A 12,845-nucleotide genomic window follows, 5' to 3' on the forward strand; every position below is an offset into this window, starting at 1 on the left:
AGCCGAGCGCCAGTTTCGGCCACGTTCCATCCATCACGACTACATCTGCGTTTAGAGGGTGCCATGACTCATTCCACCAGCGAGTTAAACATTCAACAGGCCATCGACGACAGCAAGTTTTCGCTGTTTCACTGGACACTGATCATTCTCGGATTTCTGATCCTCGCCATCGACGGCTTCGATACCGCCGCCATGGGCTATATCGCCCCCTCGGTCGCCAAAGACTGGGGCATCGTGAAGCAGGATCTGGGGCCGGTGCTGAGCGCTGCGCTGCTGGGGCTGTCGCTCGGCGCGCTGATCGCCGGGCCGATCTCCGACCGCATCGGCCGCAAGCGCGTGCTGGTGTTTTCCTGCCTGTTCTTCGGCCTGTCGAGCCTAGCCACCGCCTACGCCGGTTCGCTCAACAGCCTGACGCTGTGGCGCTTCCTCACCGGTCTCGGGCTGGGAGCGGCGATGCCCAACGCCATTACCTTGATCTCCGAATACGCGCCGCAGCGCTGCCGTTCGCTGGCGATCAACACCATGTACTGCGGTTTTCCGCTGGGCGCGGCCGGCGGCGGCGCCATTTCATCGTGGCTGATCCCGAACTACGGCTGGCACAGCGTGCTGCTGCTCGGCGCCATCGCGCCGCTGGTATTGACTGTCCTGCTGATCCTGCTGCTGCCGGAGTCGGTTAAATATATGGTTAACCGCGGCCAGGATGCGGCGAAGATCAAGCGCATCGCGCAGCGCTTCGTCAGCCGGAGCCTCGACGACGTGACGCGTTTTTACCTGTACGAAGAGAAGCTGGCGCAGACCAAGACCAGCGTCGGCCTGCTGTTCAGCCGCCCTTACCTGCTCGGCACGCTGATGCTGTGGCTGACCTACTTTATGGGGCTGGTGATCTACTACGTGTTGCTGAGCTGGATGCCAATCCTGATGCAGGGACTGGGCTATCAGTTGGAGCAATCGGCGATGCTCACCTCGCTGTTCACCTTCGGCGGCACGCTGGGCATCCTGGTGGCCGGCTGGTTGATGGACCGCTGGAATGCGCACAAAGTAGTCTCGAGCGGCTTTGTCGTCACCGCCCTGCTGATCGTGGCGATGGCCACCGAGGATAAACAGATCGTACTGCTGGGCGCCTTCATCTTCCTGATGGGCGTCACCATGAACGGCGCGCAGTCCGGGCTGCAAACGCTGGCGGCGACCTTCTACCCGACCCACAGCCGCGCCACCGGCATCGCCTGGATGCAGGGCATCGGCCGCTTCGGCGGCGTCGCCGGCACCATGATGGGCGCCCAACTGCTGGCTATGCAGTGGGAAGTGCAGAGCATCCTGATGTTCCTGTGCGTGCCGGCGCTGATCGCCGCCATCGCCACGGTGTGCAAGATGAGCCGCAAACCGACGCTGCAGCCGGCCGCCTGACCCTTGCAAGCCCGCCCACGGCGGGCTTTCTTCCTGCGGTGATAGGGCTTTTTTATCCTCCGCCGTCAACTGTAATCAGACTGTAAAAATATTGTGACTAGCCGCCCAAAAATGAGTCAATTTTAATTCATTTTTGCCGAACAGCTCACTTTTCTCCGGCTTTCCGTACCTGAGGCCGGCGATAAAAAATCGCATATCAACCTGATATAAAAAGAAAATAACTTTTTCTTATGCCACTTTTCAGCGGCAACTGGTCAGTGTTGCATATGCTTGTACATACAAGTATATGTTAATAAGCCCTACGCATTGTTATGCCGTGGTACTCATCCCCACCGCGGCATGGAATCTGCACCGATACTGTTTGAGGAAAATGCTGTGACTACAAATAACAAAGTTCGCAATGTCGATGTACGCGCGCCACGCGGCACACAATTAAACGCAAAAAGCTGGCTGACCGAAGCGCCGTTACGCATGCTGATGAACAACCTCGATCCTGAAGTTGCGGAGAACCCACACGAGCTGGTGGTGTACGGCGGCATCGGCCGCGCCGCGCGCGACTGGGATTGCTACGACAAGATCGTCGAAACCCTGAAAACGCTGGAAGAAGACGAAACCCTACTGGTGCAGTCCGGCAAACCGGTCGGCGTCTTCAAAACCCACAGCAACGCGCCGCGCGTGCTGATCGCCAACTCCAACCTGGTGCCGCACTGGGCAACCTGGGAACACTTCAACGAGCTGGACGCCAAAGGCCTGGCGATGTACGGCCAGATGACCGCCGGCAGCTGGATCTACATCGGCAGCCAGGGCATCGTTCAGGGCACCTATGAAACCTTCGTCGAAGCGGGCCGCCAGCACTACGACGGCAGCCTGCAGGGGCGCTGGGTGCTGACCGCCGGTCTGGGCGGCATGGGCGGCGCGCAGCCGCTGGCCGCGACGCTGGCGGGCGCCTGCTCGCTGAACATCGAATGTCAGCAGAGCCGCATCGATTTCCGTCTGAAAACCCGCTACGTCGATGAGCAGGCCAAAGATCTGGACGACGCGCTGGCCCGCATCAAGAAATACACCTCAGAAGGCAAAGCCATCTCCATCGCTCTGTGCGGCAACGCGGCGGAAATCCTGCCTGAGCTGGTGCGCCGCGGCGTGCGCCCGGACATGGTCACCGACCAGACCAGCGCCCACGATCCGCTGAACGGCTACCTGCCGAAGGGCTGGAGCTGGGAAGAGTATCGCCAGCGCGCTCAAACCGAGCCGGCCAAAGTGGTCGCCGCCGCCAAGCAATCGATGGCCGATCACGTCAAAGCCATGCTGGCGTTCCAGCAGATGGGCGTGCCGACCTTCGACTACGGCAACAACATTCGCCAGATGGCGAAAGAAACCGGCGTCGACAACGCCTTCGACTTCCCGGGCTTCGTGCCGGCCTACATCCGTCCGCTGTTCTGCCGCGGCATCGGGCCGTTCCGCTGGGCGGCGCTGTCCGGCGATCCGCAGGACATCTACAAAACCGACGCCATGGTGAAAGAGCTGATCCCGGATGACGAGCACCTGCACCGCTGGCTGGACATGGCGCGCGAGCGCATCAGCTTCCAGGGCCTGCCGGCGCGCATCTGCTGGGTTGGCCTCGGCCAGCGCGCCAAGCTGGGCCTGGCGTTCAACGAGATGGTGCGCCGCGGCGAACTGTCTGCCCCGATCGTCATCGGCCGCGACCATCTGGATTCCGGCTCCGTTTCCAGCCCGAACCGTGAAACCGAAGCGATGAAAGACGGCTCAGATGCCGTTTCCGACTGGCCGCTGCTGAACGCGCTGCTGAATACCGCCAGCGGCGCCACCTGGGTTTCCCTGCACCACGGCGGCGGCGTCGGCATGGGCTTCTCCCAACACTCCGGCATGGTGATCGTCTGCGACGGCACCGACGAAGCCGCCGAGCGCATTGCCCGCGTCCTGCACAATGACCCGGCTACCGGGGTTATGCGTCACGCCGACGCCGGTTACGATATCGCTATCGACTGCGCCCGTGAGCAAGGCCTGAACCTGCCGATGGTTGCCGCGACCCAAGGAGAAAAAGCATGAAAGCGCTGACTATTCGCCCAGGCAAACTGACGCTGGCCCAGCTACGCGACGTGTATCAACATCCGGTGACGCTGACGCTGGACGACAACGCCTACGGCCCTATCCAGCAGAGCGTGGCCTGCGTGGAACGCATCGTTGAAGAAAACCGCACCACTTACGGCATCAACACCGGGTTTGGCCTGCTGGCTTCGACCCGCATCGCCCGCGACGATCTGGAAAACCTGCAGCGTTCGATCGTGCTGTCACACGCCGCCGGCGTGGGCGAGCCCACCGACGACAATCTGGTGCGCCTGATCATGGTGCTGAAAATCAACAGCCTGTCGCGCGGCTTCTCCGGCATTCGTCTGGAAGTCATCCAGGCGCTGATCGCGCTGGTCAACGCCGAAGTTTATCCGCATATCCCGCTGAAGGGCTCGGTCGGCGCCTCCGGCGACCTGGCGCCGCTGGCGCACATGAGCCTGGTGCTGCTGGGCGAAGGCCAGGCGCGTCATCAGGGCCAATGGCTGCCGGCGACCGAAGCGCTGGCCAAGGCCGGTCTGAAACCGCTGACGCTGGCGGCGAAAGAGGGCCTGGCGCTGCTGAACGGCACCCAGGTCTCCGCCGCCTTCGCGCTGCGCGGCCTGTTCGACGCGGAAGACCTGTTCGCCGCCGCGACCGTGGCGGGCAGCCTGACGGTGGAAGCGGCGCTGGGCTCCCGCAGCCCGTTCGATGCGCGTATCCATGAGGTGCGCGGCCAGCGCGGCCAGATCGACGCCGCCCTCGCCTACCGCCACCTGCTCGGCGCGCGCAGCGAAGTCTCCGACTCGCACCGCAACTGCGAAAAAGTGCAGGATCCTTACTCCCTGCGCTGCCAGCCGCAGGTGATGGGCGCCTGCCTGACGCAGATCCGCCAGGCCGCCGAGGTGCTGGAGATAGAAGCCAACGCCGTCTCCGATAACCCGCTGGTGTTCGCCGAACAGGGTGACGTGCTGTCCGGCGGCAACTTCCATGCCGAACCGGTGGCGATGGCCGCCGATAACCTGGCGCTGGCGTTCGCCGAAATCGGTTCGCTGTCCGAGCGCCGCATCTCGCTGATGATGGACAAACACATGTCGCAACTGCCGCCGTTCCTGGTGGAAAACGGCGGCGTGAACTCCGGCTTCATGATCGCTCAGGTCACCGCCGCGGCGCTGGCCAGCGAAAACAAAGCGCTGGCGCATCCGTCGAGCGTCGACAGCATCCCGACCTCCGCCAACCAGGAAGACCACGTCTCCATGGCGCCGGCCGCCGGTCGCCGCCTGTGGAGCATGGCGGACAACGTGCGCGGCATTCTGGCGGTCGAATGGCTGGCCGCCTGCCAGGGCCTGGATTTCCGCAACGGCCTGAAGACCTCGGAAGGTCTGGAGCAGGCGCGCCGTCTGCTGCGCGAGCATGTCAGTTTCTACGACAAGGATCGTTTCTTCGCCCCCGACATTGAAGCCGCCAGCCAACTCTTGGCGGCCGGTCACCTGACATCGCTGCTGCCTGCGGCGCTGCTGCCTAGCCAGGCATAATCATCACACACTGAATCACGCAGTTTGTTCTGCCCCGCCGGGTGCGTTCCACCCGGTGCGGGCAGCGCGTGCCTGTTCGGCAAACACTTAACGGGAAACAACATGCGTAACGAAACGACACAACTCAGACGCGGACTAAACGCGCGGCATATCCGTTTCATGGCTCTCGGCTCGGCGATCGGCACCGGCCTGTTCTACGGCTCCGCCGGCGCCATCCAACTGGCCGGTCCGGCCGTGCTGCTGGCCTATCTGGTGGGCGGCGCGGCGGTATTCATGGTGATGCGCGCGCTGGGTGAAATGGCGGTGCATCAGCCGGTTTCCGGCTCGTTCGGCCACTACGCCAGCCACTATCTCGGCCCGCTGGCCGGGTTCCTCACCGGCTGGACCTACACCTTTGAAATGGTGATCGTCGCCCTGGCGGACGTCACCGCCTTCGGCATCTATATGGGGCTGTGGTTCCCGGACGTCGCTCAGTGGGTTTGGGTGCTCAGCATCATCCTGTTTATCGGCGCGCTCAACCTGTGCAGCGTCAAGGTCTTCGGCGAGCTGGAGTTCTGGCTGTCGCTGGTCAAGGTCGCCGCCATCGTGGCGATGATCGTCGGCGGTGCAGCGGTGATGCTGTTCGGTTTCGGGCAAACCCAGCACGCCACCGGCATCAGCAACCTGTGGCAACACGGCGGCTTTATGCCTAACGGCATCGGCGGCGTGGTCGCGTCATTGGCGGTGGTGATGTTCGCCTTCGGCGGCATCGAGATCATCGGCATTACCGCCAGCGAGGCGAAAGACCCCGCCAAAGTGCTGCCGAAGGCGATCAACGCCGTGCCGGTGCGCATCCTGCTGTTTTACGTGCTGACGCTGACGGTGCTGATGGCTATCTATCCGTGGAACAGCATCGGCCAGAACGGCAGCCCGTTCGTTGAGATCTTCAGCAACCTCGGCATCAGCTCCGCCGCCAACGTGCTGAACGTGGTAGTGATCACCGCCGCCATTTCGGCCATCAACAGCGATATCTTCGGCGCCGGCCGCATGATGTACGGCATGGCGCAGGACGGCCAGGCGCCGCGCAGCTTCACCAAACTGACCGCCAGCGGCGTGCCGTGGATGACGGTGCTGGTGATGTCGGTCGCCCTGCTGTTGGCGGTGGTGCTCAACTACCTGATCCCGGAGAAGGTCTTCATGATCATCGCTTCGATCGCCACCTTCGCCACCGTCTGGGTGTGGCTGATGATCCTGCTGTCGCAGATCGTCATGCGCCGCACGCTGTCGCCGGAAGAAACGCGCCAGTTGAGCTTCCCGGTGCCGTGGTGGCCGGTGGCGCCGGCATTGGCGACCGCCTTTATGGCGTTCGTCATCGGCCTGCTCGGCTATTTCGAAGAGAGCCGCATCGCGCTGTACGTCGGGTTGGTGTGGATCGCTTTACTCACCGTGGCTTACTGGCTGTGGGTTCGCAAGAAAGGCGGCGGTTCGCCGGTGACCGCGGCGACGCAACAGATGTAACGCTCGCTTCTGCTAAAACCCGCTGCGGCGGGTTTTTTATTGCGCCTGCGCCAACGCCTGCAGGATATCCGCCTGCAGATCGTCAAACGCCTCCAGCCCGGCGGACAACCGCACCAGCCCCTCGCTGATGTGATGCCGTTTCCGCTCTTCCGGCGTGTAGGCCGAGTGCGTCATGCTGGCCGGGTGCTGCGCCAGGCTTTCGCAATCGCCCAGGCTGACCGCGCGCAAGATGAGCTGCAGCGCGTTGAGGAAACGAATGCCCGCACGCAGGCCGCCCCGCAGCTCAAACGCCAGCATGCCGCCGGGGCGCGCCATTTGCCGCTGCGCCAACGCATGCTGCGGGAAGTTCGCCAGGCCGGGGTAATATACCCGCTCGACCGCCGGATGCTCCGCCAACATCTCCGCCAGGCGCTGCGCGTTATCGCAATGACGATCCATGCGCAGCGGCAGGGTTTTCATCCCGCGCAGCACCAGCGCGGCATCCTGCGCCGACAGTACCGCCCCGGTCATGTCCTTTAGCCCCTCCAGACGGATCGCCTCTGCCAACGCCTGACGCGTCACCGCTATTCCGGCCAGGAGATCGCCGTGTCCGCCGAGGTACTTGGTCGCCGAGTGCACCACGATATCGGCGCCTAGCGCCAAAGGCCGCTGCAGATAGGGCGTGCAATAGGTGTTGTCCACCAGCAACAGCGCCTGATGCCGATGGGCAATCTCCGCCACGGCGGCGATATCGATCAAACGCATATTGGGATTGGCCGGCGTTTCGCAATACACCAGGCGGGTACGCGGTCCAATGGCCGCCGCCAGCCGCTCCGGCCGGGTCAGATCAACGTGGGTTATCTTGACGCCAAAGCGCGCCAGGCCATGATGAAAGTAGCTGAAGGTGCAACCATACACGGTTTCGTCGACAATCAGCTCATCGCCCGGTCTGAGCAGCGTCCAGCAACAGGCGGTGATCGCCCCCATGCCGGAAGCGAACGCCACCGCCGCCTCCCCCTCCTCCAGGTTGGCGATGCGTTGCTCGAGCAGGTTTAACGTCGGATTGGCGATGCGCGAGTAAAAGTACCCCGGCTCGGTGCCGGCAAAGCAGGCGCCGCCGTATTCTGCAGTGGGAAAAGCAAACGTAGAGCTCATAAACACCGGCGGAGACAGTGCCCCCTGATACCGCTGCGGATCGTAGCCGTAATGAATAGCCCGGGTGGCAAAGTCGTGGCCAACTGCTGTAGCGGACATAACACAACTCCTTACCTGAGTGGGTGAAGCTTAATTTTTTGATTCATCCGAAAGGGCCGGCGGCAATGCGCTGTCTCGCGTGCGCTGGCCGATGATTTGTAAAGTACGCAGCAGCAGCGTCAACCCCAGCAGGGTATCCGGCTGCTTCAGCAAGGCGTACAGCGCGCGAAAACTGGCCGGCGGAGGATTCAATTGCAGCTCGCTGTGCGCCATCTGCAGCGCCGTTCCGCCTTCCCAACCGATGGTCACCAAACCTTCAAAGACGCCGGCCAGTTTCTCCACCAGCGCGTTGTCGGCGATGTCCACCGCGTCCGACAGCAGCGACAACAGATCGACCACGTTATCCAAACGGCCGCCCGCCAGCAGCGGCTGCAGTTTCTCGAGCAACGCCGCCAATGATTGCAGGTCAGCCGCATGCACCGTGCTTTCCGTCATATCAGTCCCCTTACCGTGGCCCAGTAAAGGCCGCGGTTGAACCCGTTGCGCAGCATACCGCCCGCCTTGGTGGCGGGCGTCGGCAGCACGTCGTGACGGTAGTCATACACCAGCGGCATGCCGGCATTCAGCCCCATTTGCGCGACCGCCTGCACCTTTCCGTCATAATGGCTCACGGTTTGGCCCAGCCGCATTTCCGCCACGATGTTGTCGGCAATGACCGGCGCCTGATTATGGCAAGAGCCGCCGGCCTTGCTGACCGGCAAATCCACGGTATCGCCTATGACATACACCCCCTGCTGGCCGTAGACCTGCAGCGTTTGATGATCGGTCGGCAGCCAGCCTTCGCCGTTTTGGCTCTCGCTCAACCCGGTATTGCGCACCGCCTCCACTGCACGGATGGGCGGCGTCGCCATCAGAATGTCGAACGGCTGTTCTTCCCCCTCGGCGGAATAGGCGATGTTGCGCTGAGCGTCCACCCGGCTGAGGGTAAACCCACGCTGGTGGCGAATGTCGCGCGCGGCAAAAATAGCGGGTAGCGCTTCGCCGGTCGGGCGCTGTAAAAACAGACAGTTGCGCAGCAGTTGAGAAATGGTTGGGTAGGTATAAACGATCTCCACCGCCTTGCGCACGCCGCGCCGCCGCAGGTAGTCGTCCAGCATCAGGGTGGTTTCAATCGGCGCGATGCCGCACTGATGGGGCACATTAGGCGTTTCAGGGAAGGACACGGTGATGAAAATGCGGCCTTTCTCGATCGTCGCCAGCTTATGCGCCAACCGTCGCGCGGCCTGATACTGGTAGAAATGATCGCCCGCCTGCGCCAACCCTTCGATGCGCTCCGGCCAGGGCACGCAGCCGGTGGCGAAAACCAGGAAGTCATACGGATAATGCTTGCCGCTTTGCGTAATGATATACCGCTGTTTTAAATCAAAAGATTCCGCTTTATCGACGACAAACTGTATTTCCGGCCGCAATAAACTCCGCTGTGAACGCGTGAGCTCCTGCTTGAAAAAATTATTGAATGCAACATACATAAACGCCGGCTTGTAATAATGCAGCGGCGAATCCGAAATCATTAATAACTCAACTTTATTATTGAGAATTTCCCAGTGCAATTTCACGGCCAGCAGATTGGCTAGCATGGTGCCGCCGGTTCCACCGCCGACAATGACGACTCGCTGTCGCATCTGGCCCTCCCCCAGCCGAAACCCGGCAGTATGAAAGAACGCATTACGATGATGGCGATATTTAACGGCAAGAAAAAAATAACGCCGCCTTATTGGCAGTCTAGTAACGAATAATTATAAAGCAAATAAAAACGGAATATAAAAACCGGCAAGAAAACTGCACAATAAATTTATTAGGGTAAACGCAGCGATTATTAATAAATAAAACAGGGTTAACATCGGGACGTCAGCCATAAAAAAACCCGCCGCGGCGGGTTTTTATTTAGCAACCGAATCGGTCGAACTTACTGGCCTTTAACTTCTTTCAGGCCGTTGAACGGCGCACGGTCACCCAGCGCTTCTTCGATGCGGATCAGTTGGTTGTACTTGGCAACGCGGTCAGAACGGCTCATGGAACCGGTTTTGATCTGGCCAGCTGCAGTACCTACCGCCAGGTCGGCGATGGTTGCGTCTTCGGTTTCACCGGAACGGTGAGAGATCACCGCAGTGTAGCCGGCGTCTTTCGCCATCTTGATAGCCGCCAGCGTTTCGGTCAGAGAACCGATCTGGTTGAATTTGATCAGGATGGAGTTAGCGATGCCTTTCTCGATGCCTTCTTTCAGGATCTTGGTGTTGGTCACGAACAGATCGTCGCCCACCAGCTGGATTTTGTCGCCCAGCACTTTGGTCTGGTAAGCGAAGCCCGCCCAGTCGGATTCATCCAGGCCGTCTTCGATAGACACGATTGGGTACTGTTTGGTCAGCTCTTCCAGGAAGTGAGTGAACTCTTCGGAAGTGAAGGCTTTGTTGCCTTCGCCGGCCAGCACGTATTTACCGTCTTTGTAGAATTCGGAAGCCGCGCAGTCCATCGCCAGAGTGACGTCTTTGCCCAGCTCGTAGCCCGCCGCTTTTACCGCTTCAGCGATAACCGCCAGCGCTTCGGCGTTGGAACCCAGGTTTGGCGCGTAGCCGCCTTCGTCGCCCACGGCGGTGTTCATGCCTTTGGCTTTCAGAACTTTCGCCAGGTGGTGGAACACTTCGGAACCGATACGCACCGCTTCTTTCAGGGTCTTCGCGCCAACCGGCTGAATCATGAATTCCTGAATGTCGACGTTGTTGTCAGCGTGCTCGCCGCCGTTGATGATGTTCATCATCGGCAGTGGCATGGAGAATTTGCCTGGGGTGCCGTTCAGTTCAGCGATGTGCTCGTACAGCGGCATGCCTTTAGAGGCTGCGGCCGCTTTCGCTGCTGCCAGGGAAACCGCCAGAATGGCGTTGGCGCCGAAGTTGGATTTGTTTTCGGTGCCGTCCAGCTCGATCATGATCTTGTCGATGTTCGCCTGGTCTTTGGCATCTTTACCCAGTACTGCCTGAGCAATCGGACCGTTTACTGCAGCAACGGCTTTCAGTACGCCTTTACCCAGGAAACGAGACTTGTCACCGTCACGCAGTTCCAGCGCTTCGCGGGAACCGGTAGAAGCACCTGACGGCGCAGCAGCCAGGCCGACGAAACCGCCTTCCAGATGAACTTCGGCTTCAACAGTCGGGTTACCGCGGGAGTCGATGATTTCACGACCGATGACTTTAACGATTTTGGACATTAGGTTTTCCTCAGTACAAGTTAAACTAAAACTCCAGACAAACAGCGCGCGGTTCTCACCGCGCGCCGCCTACCAAATATTTTATTTCACCTGGCGCTTCTGATGCTCGCCTGCGGCTTTCACGAAGCCGGCGAACAGCGGATGCCCATCACGCGGCGTCGATGTAAATTCCGGGTGGAATTGACAGGCCACAAACCACGGGTGATTCGGCAGTTCAATGATCTCGACCAGCTTGTTGTCGGCGGAACGACCGGCGACACGCAGCCCTGCGGCTTCGATCTGCTTCAACAGCATGTTGTTAACTTCGTAACGGTGACGATGACGCTCGACAATGGTCGGTTCGCCGTACAGCTGACGCACCAGGCTGTTGTCGCTCAGGTTGCACTGTTGGCCACCTACGCGCATCGTGCCGCCCAAATCGCTTTCTTCGCTGCGCACTTCGACGTTGCCGTCTTCATCGCGCCATTCGGTGATCAACGCCACCACCGGGTACTTACAGTCTGGCATAAACTCGGTGGAGTTGGCGTTCTCCATCCCCGCCACGTTGCGAGCGAACTCCATCAACGCCACCTGCATGCCCAGGCAAATGCCCAGGTAAGGAATGTTGTTCTCGCGCGCATAGCGTGCGGTCATCACTTTGCCTTCCACGCCGCGGTAGCCGAAGCCGCCCGGGATCAGGATCGCGTCCAGCCCTTTCAGCACTTCCACGCCGCGGGTTTCCACGTCCTGCGAGTCGATCAGCTTGATGTTCACGGTCAGACGGTTTTTCAGCCCGCCGTGCTTCAGCGCTTCGATCACCGACTTGTAGGCGTCCGGCAACTCAACGTATTTGCCGACCATACCGATGGTCACTTCGCCGCCCGGATTGGCTTCTTCGTAGATCACCTGTTCCCATTCGGCCAGGTTGGCTTCCGGCGCGTTCAGGCTGAATCGTTTACAAATATAATCGTCCAGCCCCTGAGATTTCAATAGGCCTGGGATTTTATAAATAGAATCAACGTCTTTCAGAGAGATAACCGCTTTTTCCGGCACGTTGCAGAAAAGCGCGATTTTCGCGCGTTCGTTAGCAGGAACCGCGCGGTCGGAACGGCAAATCAGCACATCAGGCTGAATACCGATGGAAAGCAGCTCTTTTACGGAATGCTGGGTCGGCTTGGTTTTCACTTCGCCCGCCGCCGCCATGTACGGCACCAGCGTCAGGTGCATGTACAGGGTGTGCTCGCGGCCCACTTCCACCGCCATCTGACGGATGGCTTCGAGGAACGGCAGCGATTCGATATCGCCGACGGTGCCGCCGATTTCCACCAGCACCACATCATGGCCTTCGCCGCCTTCGATGATGCGTTCTTTGATCGCGTTGGTGATGTGCGGAATGACCTGCACGGTCGCGCCCAGATAGTCGCCGCGGCGTTCTTTACGCAGCACGTCGGAGTAGATGCGGCCGGTGGTGAAGTTGTTGCGACGCGACATTTTGGTGCGGATGAAGCGCTCGTAGTGACCCAAATCCAGATCGGTTTCTGCGCCGTCTTCGGTGACGAAAACTTCCCCATGCTGAATCGGGCTCATGGTGCCCGGATCCACGTTGATGTACGGGTCCAGTTTCATGATGGTAACGTTGAGGCCACGGGCTTCAAGAATAGCCGCCAGAGAGGCTGCGGCAATGCCTTTACCCAGAGAGGATACGACCCCGCCGGTCACAAAAATATAATTAGTTGTCATGCTGAACCTGAGAGTTTAGGTTTAAAGACGATGGAAGAACCAGGACGGGAAAGTAGTATACCCGAACCTCTCCTGACCTACAAACGATCGTTTTGCTGTCCATCATCTCGGCCGCCCTCCCGTGTTCATCAGGGTTTACTCCGCCGGCGCGCCCAAAACCCTCCAGGAAATACAAAGAGTTAGCGGAGAAA

At 60.3% G+C, this 12,845-nt stretch carries 9 protein-coding genes; 4 read left to right on the top strand and 5 right to left on the bottom strand.

The genetic code is table 11. The annotated features are described in order from the left end of the window. The first annotated feature begins 63 nt into the window (after positions 1-63). The 4 genes from HWW83_RS18605 (at position 64) to HWW83_RS18620 (ending at position 6,500) form a co-directional block, all read left to right on the top strand. Complete coding sequence (locus HWW83_RS18605; RefSeq protein ID WP_176589474.1) at positions 64-1,404, top strand: MFS transporter; 1,341 nt, start codon at positions 64-66, stop codon at positions 1,402-1,404. Positions 1,405-1,779: 375 nt separating this feature from the next. Then, positions 1,780-3,471, top strand: a complete 1,692-nt coding sequence (gene hutU, locus HWW83_RS18610; RefSeq protein WP_025159649.1) for a urocanate hydratase — start codon at positions 1,780-1,782, stop codon at positions 3,469-3,471. After that, positions 3,468-5,003: a histidine ammonia-lyase gene (hutH, locus tag HWW83_RS18615; protein ID WP_025301604.1), complete on the top strand. Its 1,536-nt coding sequence runs from the start codon at positions 3,468-3,470 to the stop codon at positions 5,001-5,003. The genes hutU and hutH overlap by 4 nt, the downstream gene beginning before the upstream one ends. Before the next feature lie 102 nt (positions 5,004-5,105). Beyond that, positions 5,106-6,500, top strand: a complete 1,395-nt coding sequence (locus tag HWW83_RS18620; RefSeq protein WP_033651653.1) for an amino acid permease — start codon at positions 5,106-5,108, stop codon at positions 6,498-6,500. A 36-nt stretch (positions 6,501-6,536) separates the two neighbouring features. Here HWW83_RS18620 and HWW83_RS18625 read toward each other — a convergent pair whose 3' ends face one another. The 5 genes from HWW83_RS18625 to pyrG form a co-directional block, all read right to left on the bottom strand. Then, entirely contained in the window at positions 6,537-7,733 is a 1,197-nt protein-coding gene (locus HWW83_RS18625) for a methionine gamma-lyase (protein ID WP_160203970.1), read from the bottom strand. 30 nt (positions 7,734-7,763) lie between these two features. Further along, positions 7,764-8,168 (bottom strand): hypothetical protein, encoded by a 405-nt coding sequence (locus HWW83_RS18630; RefSeq protein WP_080280870.1) that lies wholly within the window; start codon positions 8,166-8,168, stop codon positions 7,764-7,766. Beyond that, the gene (locus HWW83_RS18635) at positions 8,165-9,355 is read right to left on the bottom strand and encodes an NAD(P)/FAD-dependent oxidoreductase (RefSeq protein WP_042783697.1); all 1,191 of its coding nucleotides are present in this window, start codon (positions 9,353-9,355) and stop codon (positions 8,165-8,167) included. The genes HWW83_RS18630 and HWW83_RS18635 overlap by 4 nt, the downstream gene beginning before the upstream one ends. A 284-nt stretch (positions 9,356-9,639) precedes the next feature. After that, positions 9,640-10,935 (bottom strand): phosphopyruvate hydratase, encoded by a 1,296-nt coding sequence (eno, locus tag HWW83_RS18640; RefSeq protein WP_004932670.1) that lies wholly within the window; start codon positions 10,933-10,935, stop codon positions 9,640-9,642. Positions 10,936-11,016: 81 nt separating this feature from the next. After that, positions 11,017-12,654, bottom strand: coding sequence for a glutamine hydrolyzing CTP synthase (pyrG, locus tag HWW83_RS18645; protein ID WP_004932674.1), 1,638 nt, complete (start codon positions 12,652-12,654; stop codon positions 11,017-11,019). Positions 12,655-12,845 lie beyond the last annotated feature (191 nt).

Source organism: Serratia ureilytica (assembly GCF_013375155.1).
Lineage (GTDB): Bacteria > Pseudomonadota > Gammaproteobacteria > Enterobacterales > Enterobacteriaceae > Serratia > Serratia ureilytica.